This window comes from Vibrio sp. SBT000027, from assembly GCF_963894355.1.
In the GTDB taxonomy this organism is placed as follows: Bacteria; Pseudomonadota; Gammaproteobacteria; order Enterobacterales; family Vibrionaceae; genus Vibrio; species Vibrio splendidus.
The window spans coordinates 1512371-1527720 of record NZ_CAWQGD010000004.1; the positions used below are offsets into that span (position 1 = coordinate 1512371).

The following is a 15350-nucleotide window of genomic DNA, read 5'->3' on the forward strand; positions in this document are numbered from 1 at the left end:
CAATAATACGGAAATAACGTCGCTATACTTGATGTTATTCATGATTCGGAGCCCTTTTCATAGGCGATTACCTCATCGCATGAACAAGTGGCTCTGAACTATAAGGATATAAAATGGCTGACACCAATTGGTTATCAACCTTTCCAGAGATGGAACGCGCTGATTTACGAACCATAAAAAAGACGCTAGATGGCGCATACCGTGAATTCTCTCGTGAATACGGTGAAATGATTGAATCTCTATTTGACCCTCTTCTTTCATTCCTTGTTTGGTTTGAAAAACTTCTTATCTCAACCCCTTGGATTATAGTCCTCGCCGTTTGTACGAGCCTTGTCTACGCCGCGAGTCGTTCTTGGAAACTGGCTTTAGGTTGTGTCGTTTCTCTGCTCCTTATTGGTTACTTTGGAATGTGGGAAGACACCATGCGGACGCTCAGTATCATCACTGTTTGTACCTTGGTTTCGATATTCTTAGGCATTCCGATTGGTATTGCGATGGCTCGTTCAAATCGAGCTCAATCTATCGTTACACCTATGCTTGATATCATGCAAACCATGCCGGCATTCGTTTACTTGATCCCAGTGGTGATGTTACTCGGCATCGGTAAAATTCCAGGTCTGATCGCCGTGGTTATCTACGCTATCCCACCTGTGATTCGTTTAACCAACCTAGGCATACGCTTAGTCGATAAAGAAGTCCTTGAAGCAGCAACCGCTTTTGGTGCGAGCAAGAAACAACGCTTATGGGGTGTTCAACTCCCTCTAGCAATGCCAACGATCATGGCGGGTATCAACCAAACCATTATGATGGCACTGTCTATGGTTGTTATCGCATCCATGATTGGCGTGAAAGGCTTAGGACAACCAGTTCTTAAATCCATCACCAACCAATATTTCACATTAGGCTTGATGAACGGTTTTGCCATTGTTGCCCTCGCAATTCTTTTTGACCGCGCTTCACAGGCATACGCAAGAAGAACCAATGCGCATTTAGGAGGACTCAAGCATGACTAAACCATTGATTGAAATTAGTGGTCTATACAAAGTGTTTGGACCGAAACCTATGTCTGTTATGAACCGAGTTCAGAACGGCGAACACAAAGATCAGATTCTTGCGGACACAGGTCATACCGTCGGTTTAAAAGAGATTAATCTCGAGATTAACCGCGGTGAAATCTTCGTTATCATGGGGCTTTCCGGCTCGGGTAAATCGACTCTAATTCGCCACTTCAACCGTTTAATTGACCCAACGCAGGGTAAGATTATGGTCGAAGGCATTGATGTAATGAGCCTCAACACCAAGCAATTAGAAGAGTTCCGCCGTCATAAAATGTCGATGGTATTCCAACGCTTTGGCTTAATGCCTCATCGCACCGTGGTAGAAAACGTTGCGTACGGGTTGGAAGTACAAGGCATCAAGAAAGAAGACCGATTAGCAAAAGCCAATGAATGGTTAGAAACGGTAGGGTTGAAAGGTTACGGCAAACAGTACCCTGCCCAGCTTTCGGGCGGGCAACAACAACGTGTTGGACTTTCGCGAGCACTGTGTACTAACGCTGAAATCTTATTAATGGATGAAGCCTTTTCGGCACTCGACCCTTTGATTCGAAGTGAAATGCAAGATCAGCTCATTGAACTGCAAGAAAAGCTTCATAAGACGATTGTTTTCATCACCCACGATTTGGATGAAGCACTCCGTCTCGGCGATCGAATCGCAATTTTGAAAGATGGCGAGTTGGTACAACAAGGTACGCCACATGAGATTCTACTGAATCCAGCCGATGACTATGTAGAGGCATTCGTTAAAGACGTAAACCGTGCTCGTGCATTGACGGTTGAAACGGTTATGCAGCCTCCTCTCTATCGAATCACTTCAGAAACGATTGAAGGTGCTCTGGCACAAATGAAGATGCTTAAAAACGATTACGCTTATCACGTAACGGACGAAGGCTATCAGGGTTTGGTAACTCAAGAGAGCTTACAAGACGCGGTTGAAGATGCCTCTGTCCATGACTTCAGCGATGAGATTTACGAAGAGGTTCCTGCTGTTTTACCAGATGCGGTAATTGAAGAAGTACTTCCAGACACTATGTCTTGTGACTACTCCCTTCCAGTTGTCGACGAAGAAGGTAATCTGAAGGGTGAATTAGAGAGAAGCGCCGTTGCTGATATCTTCTCTGAAAGTAGCGAGGAAGAAGTAGAAGCCGACCCAAAGCCAAAGATTGATAAAGCTTCGTAGTTCTACTTTTCGTTATTTAAAGCACGGCTGTTTAAATTATAGCTGTTTGAATTACAGCTATTTAGATTAGCCTAAACTACTTAACCCGCTCTAAGACCACTGTTGTTAATTCACCGCAGTGGTTTTTTTATTTGTATCGGCCTCGTTTTATCCTGAGCTAGACCCCTACCTTAGGTTTTATAAGCACCTAAGTTTATATTTCATAAGAGAAAACAAAATTAAATCCGTTCGTTAGGTTTGTCACAAACCTAGTAGCAAGATGAGCGAGATGCCAATTAAATGCTCTATTTGTACAGCAACCAGTTGAAATTATTCTAGAAAATGACTAGAACTTATTAGTACTCATGGCTATTAGGCTCAATAGAAGGACTTAGTTTGATGAATTCCACTTTAGCGTCAGACACAGCTGCACATCTAAACTCACAAGAAGTTAGCGAGCTTGTTGATGAAAGCGTTCTAGAGCAAATGATTCGAGATACAAGTGCGGATATTATCCCGATCTTGATCGACCATTATGTCGAAGAGTCACAAACACGCTTGGTCGCCATAAAAGAGGCTGTCGCTCAGCACGACGCTCAAACACTTGAGTTCGAGGTCCACACTCTTGGCAGTACGGCCCTATCATTAGGTAATCGCCCTTTGGGTGAGTTGGCTCGCGCTTTAGAGAAGCAATGTTTAGAACAGAGTCATGATGCGGCATTTCGACAAGTTGACGAGTTACTAGAACTCGCAGAGCGTTCAATCAAAGCCTTGCTTGATAGAAAAGAGGCTGGTTTCTGCGAGCTCTGAATGCTCATCATCGGTATCAGATAAATACTCAACATAATCGTTATTAATATAGTTACCATTAATAGGCACTCCATCGTGAGCAACAACGCGAGAAAGTACACCTATCATTTCTTAAGAGATTGCATGCGGTAGATAACAAATACACAAGTCTCGTGTTGATGGATACATACCACTATGTTATTGATTGGTTGGGATAAAGTTTCAAAAGGAATACACAATGCGCCCTAAGGTATTGTTAGTTGAAGACTCCACCTCACTCGCCGTACTCTACAAGCAGTACGTAAAAGACGAGCCCTACGATATTTTCCACGTCGAAACCGGCGCGGAAGCTAAGATCTTCATTGAAAGGCACTCTCCACAGCTTGTTATTCTCGATCTTAAGCTGCCCGACATGCCAGGCGAAGAAGTCTTAGATTGGATAAGTGCGAACGAAATACCGACCGCCGTCATTATCGCGACAGCACATGGCTCAGTTAATATTGCTGTAGACCTCATCCAGCGCGGTGCGGAAGACTTCTTGGAAAAGCCAATTCAAGCCGATCGACTTAAGACCTCTGTCCGCTTGCATTTGAAACGAGCTAAGCTAGAGAACCTCGTTGATGACATGCAAAGCAAGTTCGATCGTGACCGCTTTCATAATTTCATTGGCTCTTGCCTACCTATGCAGGCGGTTTACAAGATTATTGATTCTGTCGCGCCAACCACTGCCAGCGTTTTTATTAATGGCGAAAGTGGTACGGGTAAAGAAGTGTGTGCGGAAGCGATTCATCAAGAGAGCCAGCGTAATGGTAAGCCCTTCGTTGCGATTAACTGTGGTGCTATCCCTCGAGACCTAATGGAGAGTGAAATCTTTGGTCACGTTAAAGGTGCATTTACCGGAGCAACAGCCGACCGTAAAGGTGCAGCGATGCAAGCACATGGCGGTACCCTATTTCTCGATGAGCTTTGTGAAATGGAATTGGAGATGCAGAAGAAGCTCCTACGATTTTTGCAAACTGGTACGTTTACCCCACTCGGTGGCAACCGCGAGATTAAAGTGGATGTCAGAATTATCTGTGCGACCAACCGCGACCCACTGGTTGAGGTAGAAGAAGGACGTTTTAGAGAAGACCTTTACTATCGTGTTCACGTCGTGCCTATTGAGATGCCACCGCTTCGTGAACGAGAAAGTGACATTGTCACTCTTTGTGATCACTTCTTAAAGCTGTACGCGAAGCAAGACAAGAAGAAGTTCAAATCAATAGACAAAGAAACGCAGAATCTACTTAAACGTTATGCGTGGCCAGGCAACGTGCGTCAGCTGCAAAACATCATCCGTAACATCGTGGTGTTGAACAATGAAACAAGCGTGACCAAAGACATGTTACCGCCTCCGATTAATAAAATAGACGCAGCTCCAACCTCGAAATCAGTGACACCAATTCGAGTAGCGGCACCCCAAGCTGCTGTTGTGGAAGCACCAGAAGCTAAGTTGCCACCGATTACTCCTGAAGAGTTGGAACAATCGTCAGTTGTTCCCGCTAACAACGACCCGATGACGCCCACATTTACAACAAGCGAAGGTGCTATTCGTCCAATGTGGCAAATAGAGCGCGAAGCCATTCAACACGCGATCAATCATTGTGATGGGAATGTGTTAAACGCTGCTGTGTTGTTAGAACTTAGCCCTTCTACCGTTTACCGTAAAAAGCAGGCTTGGGAATCGGAAGATGAGTACAACCAAGCCTAGCCAAGGTGTACTCAACGTAAACCTTCATGAGATTTGGCTGTTGATCGACAGCCAAACTTTTGGAGGTATAGAAACGCATGTTTTAGAATTAGCACAAGGCCTGATTTCTGAAAGCGCTCAGTATTCAGATGCTGTTCGAATCGTACTTTTGACTCAGTTTAATCCTGAAGCGATCATCGTTGAAAAGTTGAATACGCTGAACATCCCTTTTAGTTACCTCTCCGATTTAGCCTTATGCTGTTTAGATTCAAGCGGCAATAGCGCGACACAGCTTAAACGTGCAGTTCAACATTATCAGCCAAGGCTTATCCATGCTCATGGTTACAAAGCCAGTTTGGTCAGTAAACTCATCAAGCTCCCACCTTGTTTTAACAACACCAAACAAATCACCACTTATCACGCAGGTGAAACCCCAACAGGCAAAGTATGGCTTTATGACTGGCTCGATCGTTACAGCAGCTTTCTTTCTGATCAGTCGCTCGTGGTCAGTGAGAAGATTAAAGCGAAAGTACCGAGTAAAACCCATCAATTGAATAACTTCGTTAAAGTCCCAACTGGGTTAACAAACTCCCCTTCATCAAGCCCATTCCATGTTGGTTTTGTGGGCCGATTAAGCCATGAAAAAGCGCCTGATCGATTTGTCGCATTAGCCAAACAGTTTCCTGATGTTAGGTTTGAGCTTTTTGGTGACGGACCAGAAATGGACGTCTTAGCTAAATCGCAGCCTGATAATGTTACTTTTCATGGACATCAGACCAATATGGACGACGTCTGGAGCCAAATCGATTTGTTAATCATCCCTTCCCGCTTTGAAGGCTTACCTATGGCGGCATTAGAAGCCATGATTCGCGGCATTCCCGTTCTCGCTACCTCAGTTGGTAACTTGCCTAAGCTCATCGTGCACCAAGTTAATGGCTACCTCGCCAATTCAGAATCTGATTCAGAAACAGCGTTAGTACTAGAACAGCATTTATCCTCGTGGATGTCATTGACGAGCGAGCAACGTGACTCTCTCAAGAGTAACGCGATAGAAACCGTGAAAGACCAATACTCGCCACAAGCTGTTGTCCCGCAGTTGTTGGAAATCTATCAACTCGACCGTTAATACTAGTCTTAGTCGGTAATTGGTTATTTTAGCTGGATAACTTAGCCGTTCTAGTCAGTCTTATACTGATTCTCAAATTGACAAAACTCACCAAGGCTAAGCCCTCACTTAATAATCCAACACTAAATCAATTAGTTAAACAAAATGCATAACTGGCACTCGCTTTGCAATATTTAACATTAGGTGTAACTACGTCTCAAAAGATTGCGAGCGAGTCATGAAGAGTTTATTTGCGAATAGAGGTCACAATGGTCAACCCTGAAGCCAATAGATTGCCAGTCATCATCACGATCAGCACCTTGTGTGTCGGGCTCGGTATTGTCTGGTACTTCGTGCCGCATCCCGCTGTTATTGTTGCGCTAGCACTTCTTCCTTTGGCTGGAATGTTTGTTATTAACAAGACCTTTTGGATTGTGATATTGTTCGTTGTCTTTTCATTTTTTCGAATCCATGAAGCGATACCTCAACTCTATTCGTTAAAGATACCGCTATTACTCTCGCTAGGCGCGCTTTCCGCTTTGCTCTGGCATGCTTTCATCAGCAAAGAACTTAAAATATTCTGGCACCCTACATTGAGCTGGCTTGCTGTTTTTTGGGCTCTCGTCTTTATCGGCCTGATCTTCGCGTCTAACCGTCCAATAGCGTTAGCTGAATTTAAAGGCGTGTATTGGAAAATAATGGTGATGACACTCGCTATCGTGTGGCTGGTAAACAGCGTCGAAAACTTAGCAAAGACATCGACAATCATCATGATGGCCGGTTCGTTAGTCGCACTTATTGCAATTAACAACTCAATCAATGGTATCGGATTAGTCGAAGGGTCACGTGTCACTATTGGCCGCGATTTTGGTTCGATGTTAGGAGATCCTAATGATTTAGCACTGGTTCTTTTGTTTCCACTTGCGTTTGCGCTCAGTCAGACGACCACCCATGGCATTCATGCTTTTAAGCGTGTATTGAGTATTGGTGTCGCTGTATTGTTACTTGCCGCTATCGTTGCAACCCAAAGCCGTGGTGGATTACTTGGTGCGCTAGCAGTCGTCGGGATTTTTGCGTTCAAAGTAATACGTTCAAAATCACTGTTGATCACTTTGGGCGCTATCGGAGCGATTGGCCTTTACTTTGTTGCTGGAATTTCAGACAGAGCATCAGGCGGTGCTGCTGAACAAGGGGTTGATGAATCTGCAATGGGCCGAATCTATGCATGGGAAGCCGCGTTCAAAATGGCACTGGATAACCCTTTAACCGGAGTCGGCCTAAACAATTTCTTTTCTAATTACTTCTTTTATAGTTCGCACTGGGACGGACTGAATCATGCTGTTCACAGTACTTGGTTTGGCGTGCTCGCTGAAACTGGCTTTCTAGGGTTGATTATCTTTCTGATATTGATTGGCTCACTGATCAAAACAATACGCTCGACACTCAAACAGCTTTCAGAGACGACCAACGCAATCGACCCAAATCTCAATGCCGCGGCTTACGCCGTATATGCTGGGTTAATTGGCACCATCGTGTCGGGTACATTTTTGACTCAAGGCTTCAATTGGCCGATTTACATCCTCGCAGCACTCACAGTTTGCGTCTCTAACGTATCTCATACTGCCTGTCAAAATGAGAAAATCTAAAAGCAGACTTGTAACTCATTGAAAATAATGCATTTATTAAATGGCACAATATATGAAAGTACTTCTATATAACAAAAAAGAGGATTTTCATTATGACGTCAGTATCTATACATCAATTCAAACATTGGCTTAAGTTTCATCCTAATTCTCGAATTAGAAATGTGTTTATCATTTTGAAAAACATCAGAAGCACAGAGCTACCTACCCCTCAAGTACTTAATCGTTGCCTATATCAAGCGCACAAGCTAGTGGTGAATTTGGTTTCTGGCTTTATGCGATTCTTCTACTGGACTCCGGCTTTCAAAGGTCGTGTCGCTCAATGTGGCAAACGCCTGTATTTATACGGTGGCCTCCCTTTCGTGAGCGGTCCGGTACAAATTACGATTGGCGATAACTGCCGTATCTCTGGCCACACGACATTCTCTGGTTGTACCCAACCACTTGAAGGCTTGGAACACCCGCTACTGTCGATTGGCAACAATGTAGACATCGGTTGGCAATCGACTATCGCAGTTGGAGGTAAAGTCGTTATTTCTGACAACGTACGCATCGCTGGCGGTGCTTTCCTGTTTGGATACTCTGGACACCCGCTTGATGCAAAACGTCGAGCACTAGGTGAAGGCGATGACCCTCAGCAAATCGGCGACATCATTCTTGAACAAGATGTATGGCTAGGTACCAATGTTACCGTTAAAGGTGGCGTAACCATCGGCGAAGGTGCCGTAATAGCCGCAGGCAGCGTGGTAACAAAAAACATCCCTGCCTTCGCAATCGCAGGCGGTAACCCTGCTCGAATTGTCGGTCAGATTAAATCCGTTGAAGTGACAGAATCCGATGTGTTCGATTCGTTAGAGACTCATGGAGGCGACCATGCGTGATTTAATCGTATTTGGTGAAGACTTTGGCGGTCTGCCTTCATCGACTCAACACTTGGTTCGCCACTTGGCTAAACAACACAAAGTCTTATGGGTCAACTCTATTGGCTTAAGACAACCGAAGCTGTCCGCCAAAGATGTAAGCCGAGCGTTCAACAAGTTGTTTGGTAAAACCAAGGCCGTTACTCAAAACATGCTCGACTCTGAGGGGCACGACAACATTACTATCGTTAACTTAAAGACAATCCCTGCGCCTGCTTCAAAGTTTTCTAGAAAGCTGGCTCAGCAAATGATGTTGCACCAACTAAAACCGGTTATTGCGGAGCTTAATCTTAACGAGCCTATCCTATGGACTTCCCTTCCTACCGCTGTTGATTTATGCGGACACTTAGGCGAGTCAGCGGTTGTTTATTACTGCGGGGATGACTTTAGTGCGCTCGCGGGCGTTGACCACAAAACTGTCGCACAGCATGAATTGGAATTGATTGAGAAATCAGATCTGATCTTCGCTGCTAGTGAAAAGCTGATGGACAAATTCCCTAGTGAGAAAGCTCAACTCTTACCACATGGTGTCGATGTCGGGTTATTTTCTACACCAGCTCCAAGAGCACACGACTTGCCAAGCAACCACCGCCCAATTGCAGGCTTTTACGGAAGCTTATCTGAATGGCTGGATTACGACATGGTCAAACATGTGGCGACAGCAATGCCGGAATGGGACTTTGTATTCATCGGCCCTAATGAGCTTGATACATTGTCGTTGCCTAACCTCGATAATGTTCATTACTTGGGGCCTCGCCCACATCACACGTTGCCAAGCTATTCACAACACTGGGATGTGAGCCTATTACCTTTCGTTGATAACGAACAGATCCGAGCATGCAGTCCATTAAAGCTGATGGAATACCTTGCCGCGGGAACTCCTATCGTGACCACCCCTTTTCCTGCAATGGTTCCTTATAAGAATCACGTTACGTCCGTTGAAAATGCACAACAGATGGTCGAAGCTCTCGAGCAAAGCCGTCACCTTGAAAACTCGCCAGTCTCTGTTGTCTCTAAAGACAGCTGGCAGAACCGTGGTAACTTCGTACATTGGATGTTGGAGCTATTATGAATGATCTGAAATTGCGGTTATTGGTCATCATCAATGCCATGTGGCGCCAACGCTACGTTATTGTTCTACCAATCCTTATTTTGCCCTTTGTAGGCTTTGGTGTGAGCAAGTTGGCTCCGACTAAATATGACGCGCATACCAGTATGTTGATTCAAGAAACGGCCAAAATGAATCCATTCCTGGAAGACATCGCGGTTTCTACCATGCTCAAAGACCGCCTTAACGCGTTGAGAACACTACTTCATAGTCGACATGTTCTTTATTCGGTCGCTGATGAACTGCAATTAACCACGCCCGATATGCCTGAAACTGAGAAACAAGAGATCATTACTGACCTATCTCAACGTCTAACGGTGACTCAGCTTGGAAAAGATTTTCTAAAAATCAGCTTAAGCTCAAACACGCCAGATGGAATGGAAGCGACGCTTCGTTCGGTAAGTGAACATTTTATTGAGCAACTGTTAGCACCAGAACGTTCTTCGATTGAAGACTCGAGCAACTTCTTGAAAATTCATATAGATAAACGCAGTGCTGAACTTGAAGTAGCAGAAGAAGCTCTTGCCTTATACATGAATGAAAATGTTCATTCGACGCCTGAGGTACAGAGCCAAAGTTTGAATCGCTTAGCGTCACTCAAACAAACACTGGCAGAAAAAGAGGCCGAGTTATCCGGTGTTGAAAAAAGCTTAGGGTCAATCGATCAACAGCTTTCAAAGACCAACCCCGTGATAGGTCGAATAGAAGATCAGATCATCGATATTCGTAGTGAGCTGGCTCTACTTCAAGCCAAATACACAAACAAACACAGTGCCGTACAAGCTAAAGTTCGTGAACTAGACAGACTTGAAAATGAGAGAAAGAGTTTACTCGATGTAACTCAACCTACGATGAACAGCGACCAGCTTTGGGACATTGCAAGTAGCACGACACTGAACAAACTGTCTGATACCCAACCTCTTTTGGTCACCCAGCTACACAGCTTACAACTGGTTCGTGCTCGCTTTGAGTCTTTAACTGAAGAAACGAAAAGCCTTCGTACTATGATTTTCGAATTAGAACACAAGGCGAATAACTTCGGTGAAAATGCAAAAGAGATGTATCGCCTTAAACGCCAAGTTGAAATCAAGCGTCAGCTATACGATGAACTGACAGAGCGTTATGAAATGGCTCAATTAACGGGTTCGCTTGGCGTATTCGAGCAAAACAAACGTGTGAAGATTATCGACTTGCCCTTCACGCCTAGTATCAAATCTAACATACCTTCTTTTGTGTTTGTTTTGGCTGGTTTCGTTGCAGGTATAGGCCTAGGCATTGGGTTGGCGATATTGTTTGAGCTGTTTGACTCTTCAATCAAGCGTAAAGATGAAATTGAAGACATCTTAGGTGTTCCCGTAATTACCGTTATCCCTAAAATGAGTTGATTAGCCTTAAAGCCATTTTTTAACTTGCTAGCTTCTTAGCTTTCTATTTTCGTGCTTGCTAGCTCTTTAGTTTCCAAGTACTAAACGCCAACACTCGGTTGGCGTTTTGCTTTTATAAAGCCCCAATTATTAATCCCACTTTCGATTTCCCCAAGCACCACGATTCAAATAGCCATTCACTCGTATCCTGTTTTGATTCCCATTTTGAGAAACGAAAATCGCCCTCGAACCATTCAACGTAAATTACTGAAATATATTGATTATTTAATTGGCACAACTCCTGCAATCTCCTTGTGTAGTCAAACGTTTTAAAGAAGTTACTTCAAGAGAAACGTCAGAAAGCCGAAACAAGAATTATAAAGGCAGGGTCCAAATTATGAATAACCAGATAACAAAGCATGGCAAGAAGATCATACACGTTGTTCAACACCTTGCCCCAGGCGGATTAGAAACCCTAACGTTAGATTTGCTGCGCCTTGCTAAACCAACAGACCAAGTGTTGATCGTCAGTTTAGAAGGCACGAAAACAGAATCCATCGCAAACTGGCCGAAGCTGAAGCCTTACCACAACCAAATCGTGTTTTTAGATAAAGAGCCCGGTGCTCAATTCAACATCATCATAAAACTCATCAAAGCATTTAGAGGAATTCGCCCTGATGTTGTTCATACCCATCACATAGGCCCACTGCTCTACGCGGGTTACGCTGCCCGTGTATCAGGGGTTCCTACTCGAATTCATACCGAACATGATGCTTGGCATTTGAAAAATAACAAACGTCGTCGCTTACAAGCATTAGCACTTAAAGCCGCTCAGCCAACTTTGGTGGCCGATGCAACCCGTGTTTACAACCAACTGCGCTCTGCCTTTTCATACAACAACATCATCACGATTAAAAACGGTGTGGATTGCGAGAAGTTCAAACCGATGTCAAAAGCAGACGCGAGAGCAACACTCGATCTACCAACCGATAAACACATCGTAGGTTGTGCGGGACGTTTAGAGCATGTGAAAGGTCAAGACCAACTGATTAAAGCGCTTACCTTACTTCCTACTAACACCGTTGTCGCATTGGCTGGTGATGGTTCAAAACGCAAGCAACTGGAACAACTCACTGACCGCTTGAATTTAAGCGACCGTGTGATCTTTCTTGGCCTAATTGAAGACATGACTACCTTTTACGGCGCGTTAGACACGTTCTGTCTACCTTCTCGTCATGAGGGGCTGCCACTTTCTACACTAGAAGCTCAGGCGTGCAACATCCCTACCGTCGCGATGAATGTAGGAGCTGTCGATGAAACCTTATGTCCAGTCAGCGGCGCCCTCGTCAAAAGCGGCAGCATTGTGGGGTTAGCTAGTGCGCTATTAGAAAAGCAAAATGAACGCTTTTTGTCACCTCGTCGTTACGTACTCGAAAACTTCGACATTGTAAAAATGGTTGCCTCTTACAACGATATCTCAAAAGGAGTTTGCGCATGATCGACTGGTTGCTTGCAGGACTTTGCTTATTCTCTGGTGCGCTGATTGTCTACCATCACGCTGCCTATCCACTGTTACTGCGTTGGTATGCGAAAAGTCACCCGGCGCGTCAGATTGAAGAGAGCCATCGTTGTTATAAAGACGAACAACAAGATTGCACACTACCCACCATTACCATTCTTGTGCCAGCATTTAACGAAGAGCAGTGGATCGCCGATAAAGTTCGTAACCTTGCTTCATTAGATTACCCAAAAAAGAAGCTACAAGTGATTATTGCTTGTGATGGCTGCACTGATAACACGGTAGAAATCGCCGAAATGACGATTCAAGAAGCGATGTGCAGCGATATCTATTTCGAGATACATGACCACAAGACCAACCGAGGGAAAGTTGCGGTTATCAATGAAGAAGTGACCAATATAAAAAGCGATATCACGGCACTAAGTGATGTATCAGCCCTTATTTCATTGGATGCATTGCTTATTGCAGCCGCTCATTTTGAAAGTGACAAGGTTGGTGTGGTAAACGCAACGTATCAACTATGCCCAACGGGCAACGAAGGTGAAAACGCGTACTGGCAGTATCAAACCGCCGTTAAAGAGTCTGAGGCTTCATTAGGTTCGAGCTTGGGTTCTCATGGCGCGTTCTACTTGTTTAGAACCCATTTGTTTGAACTACTGCCTCTAAACACCATCAACGATGACTTCATCTTGCCAATGCAAATCGTTAAACAAGGTTACATTGCAGAATACGAAACACAAATGGTGGCACTGGAGCTAGAAGAATCGAACCTAGAAACAGACTTCAAAAGAAGACTTCGTATTTCAGCGGGCAACATGCAACAAGCGATTCGATTGTTTGGCTTGTTCAGCCCCAAGTTCAAAGGCATCGCGTTTGCGTTCTTCTCCGGAAAAGGGCTTCGCCTACTCACTCCATATTTAATGATTGTTTGCTTAGTGTGCTCAATCTTACTTAGCAACTACTTGGTATTTGAAGCACTGTTATGGGCTCAAGTTGCCGTTTATACCATTGGCGTACTTGGCTGCATCTTGCCAAAGCGTCTAGTAAACAAACCTATTTCATTAATCTCTTATTTGATAGTTGGACACTATGCCAACTTCATTGGTGGCATTCGTTACCTAATCGGACTAGAAAACTCACCTTGGACACGAGCGAATCATTAAGGACTTATTATGATGAACATTGAACAGCTATCTACTCAAAACTTATACCAATACAAAATCTCACGAGCTAAACGTACTTTCGATTTCGTTAGCTCATTGATTGCGGTGATTTTGTTAGCGCCAGTATTTCCATTGATAGCGATGGCAATTGCACTGACTTCTCGCGGTCCTATTTTCTACCGCCAATTGCGTGTCGGTAAATCTACGCCGGAGAAAATGGCAATCTTTGAAATCATGAAGTTCCGTAGCATGTACGAAGATGCAGAAACGCGTTCTGGCGCAGTTTGGGCTACAGCGAATGACCCACGAATCACACCTGTTGGCCGCTTTTTGAGAAAGACACGTCTTGATGAGCTCCCACAGCTGTTCAATGTATTGAAAGGTGAAATGTCTCTAATTGGTCCACGCCCTGAACGCCCTACTTTTTACACCAAACTAGAGAACGAAATCCCTTACTTTGCTGACCGTACATACGGCGTAATGCCTGGTATTACGGGGCTTGCACAAGTGAATCAAGGTTATGATACCTGTATTGATGATGTACGTCGTAAAGTGGGCTTTGACCACAGTTACGCATTAAGCCTATGTTCGGTGAAGTCTTGGATTGCCGCAGATCTCAGCATCATTTCTAAAACTATCATTGTGATGGTCGACGGTCGAGGTCGTTAAACTGATATGGTGTGAGGCGAAAGAACAAGCTGTCTAGTCCAAGGTGAAAAATAGAGCAGTCTGTCCCATGTGAACACAAAGCCAGCTTTGATAATGATTTGTCAGCTGGCTTTTTACTGTCTTAAAACAAGCCAAACCCAAGAACGCTTCGATTTTAAAATCCAATTGGTATACGATGCCAACATACTGTTCTAAAAACGATTAAATGCCGTTGTTATGAAAATCGCAGATCTTAAGCTGTTTACCACCGTTGTCGAACTGGGTAGTTTTACTGCCGCAGCCAATGCACTTGACCTTCCCCGAGCTAACGTTAGCCGTAGAATTAACGACCTTGAGAAGTCTCTCGGCATTCAACTGTTCTTTAGAACCACACGAAGCCTCTCCTTAACCAAATCTGGCGAGCTCTATTACAAAGAACTACTCAATGCATTGAGTGCGCTCGACAAAGCGAACCATGTCGCTTCCAACCTTTCAGAGGTTGCACACGGGCAAATTAAGATTGGTCTATTGCCTGAAACCAGCGACATCATGCAGTCGACTCTTTTTAAATTCCAAGATATGTACCCTAAGGTTGAGCTGGATATTCGCAACATTAGTAACGCCTTTGTCGACATGTACCGTCAAGGGTTAGACCTCGCGATGCATGGTGGTACGTTGAGCGACGCTAACGTGGTTGCTCGTAAAGTGATGGTTCTCCAACGTATTTTTGTCGCAAGCCCTGAATTTCTAGAGAAACAAGGCACGCCCTCAAACCTAAGAGAGCTCTCCAATTACCCATTTGTTTGCTTCAGGTGGCCAAGTGGCGACATCGATAAACAATGGGACATCAAAGATCACACCATCAAAGTTGAGCCTTCGGTCGTCAGCGACAGCATTGGCTTCGTGAAAGGCGGTGTAATTCGACATAGAGGCATCGCGTTGTTACCAGAACTCTTGGTACGACAGCAACTCAAAGACGGCACCTTGATTAACCTGTTCCCCGACGAGAATCTTCAAGAAGAAGAAGCATGGCTGCTCTATCCTCAGCGTAAAGCGTTAAGCCATTCAGCACAGCTTTTGATTGATTTTTTATTACAAGAGCTTCCGAAACTCTAGTTATTGTAACGAATATTGTGACAGTGTTT

At 44.4% G+C, this 15350-nt stretch carries 13 protein-coding genes; all 13 read left to right on the forward strand.

Annotation, left to right across the window (positions count from 1 at the left end):
- Positions 1–113 precede the first annotated feature (113 nt).
- The 13 genes from AACU28_RS16370 (at position 114) to AACU28_RS16430 (ending at position 15321) form a co-directional block, all read left to right on the forward strand.
- Positions 114–1013: an ABC transporter permease gene (locus AACU28_RS16370; protein ID WP_004733798.1), complete on the forward strand. Its 900-nt coding sequence runs from the start codon at positions 114–116 to the stop codon at positions 1011–1013.
- Complete coding sequence (locus AACU28_RS16375; RefSeq protein WP_004733799.1) at positions 1006–2238, forward strand: quaternary amine ABC transporter ATP-binding protein; 1233 nt, start codon at positions 1006–1008, stop codon at positions 2236–2238. Before AACU28_RS16370 ends, AACU28_RS16375 begins: the two co-directional genes overlap by 8 nt.
- Before the next feature lie 378 nt (positions 2239–2616).
- Positions 2617–3027 (forward strand): Hpt domain-containing protein, encoded by a 411-nt coding sequence (locus AACU28_RS16380; protein WP_102490796.1) that lies wholly within the window; start codon positions 2617–2619, stop codon positions 3025–3027.
- 217 nt (positions 3028–3244) lie between these two features.
- Positions 3245–4756 (forward strand): sigma-54-dependent transcriptional regulator, encoded by a 1512-nt coding sequence (locus tag AACU28_RS16385; RefSeq protein ID WP_121603240.1) that lies wholly within the window; start codon positions 3245–3247, stop codon positions 4754–4756.
- Positions 4737–5861: a glycosyltransferase family 4 protein gene (locus AACU28_RS16390; protein WP_121603241.1), complete on the forward strand. Its 1125-nt coding sequence runs from the start codon at positions 4737–4739 to the stop codon at positions 5859–5861. Before AACU28_RS16385 ends, AACU28_RS16390 begins: the two co-directional genes overlap by 20 nt.
- Positions 5862–6109: 248 nt before the next feature.
- Positions 6110–7486, forward strand: coding sequence for an O-antigen ligase family protein (locus AACU28_RS16395; protein ID WP_121603242.1), 1377 nt, complete (start codon positions 6110–6112; stop codon positions 7484–7486).
- A gap of 92 nt (positions 7487–7578) precedes the next feature.
- Positions 7579–8364 carry an acyltransferase gene (locus tag AACU28_RS16400; protein ID WP_102452667.1) on the forward strand — a complete coding sequence of 262 codons (786 nt, stop codon included), beginning with the start codon at positions 7579–7581 and terminating at the stop codon, positions 8362–8364.
- Positions 8357–9475, forward strand: coding sequence for a glycosyltransferase (locus AACU28_RS16405; protein ID WP_121603243.1), 1119 nt, complete (start codon positions 8357–8359; stop codon positions 9473–9475). The genes AACU28_RS16400 and AACU28_RS16405 overlap by 8 nt, the downstream gene beginning before the upstream one ends.
- On the forward strand, positions 9472–10896 hold the full coding sequence (locus AACU28_RS16410) for a GumC family protein (protein WP_108151623.1): 1425 nt from the start codon (positions 9472–9474) through the stop codon (positions 10894–10896). The genes AACU28_RS16405 and AACU28_RS16410 overlap by 4 nt, the downstream gene beginning before the upstream one ends.
- A gap of 376 nt (positions 10897–11272) precedes the next feature.
- A complete protein-coding gene (locus AACU28_RS16415) occupies positions 11273–12373 on the forward strand; it encodes a glycosyltransferase (RefSeq protein WP_121603244.1) in 1101 nt (366 codons plus the stop codon).
- Positions 12370–13557: a glycosyltransferase family 2 protein gene (locus AACU28_RS16420; RefSeq protein ID WP_017077277.1), complete on the forward strand. Its 1188-nt coding sequence runs from the start codon at positions 12370–12372 to the stop codon at positions 13555–13557. Before AACU28_RS16415 ends, AACU28_RS16420 begins: the two co-directional genes overlap by 4 nt.
- Before the next feature lie 9 nt (positions 13558–13566).
- Complete coding sequence (locus tag AACU28_RS16425; protein WP_017083640.1) at positions 13567–14226, forward strand: sugar transferase; 660 nt, start codon at positions 13567–13569, stop codon at positions 14224–14226.
- 216 nt (positions 14227–14442) lie between these two features.
- The gene (locus tag AACU28_RS16430) at positions 14443–15321 is read left to right on the forward strand and encodes a LysR family transcriptional regulator (RefSeq protein WP_121603245.1); all 879 of its coding nucleotides are present in this window, start codon (positions 14443–14445) and stop codon (positions 15319–15321) included.
- Positions 15322–15350 lie beyond the last annotated feature (29 nt).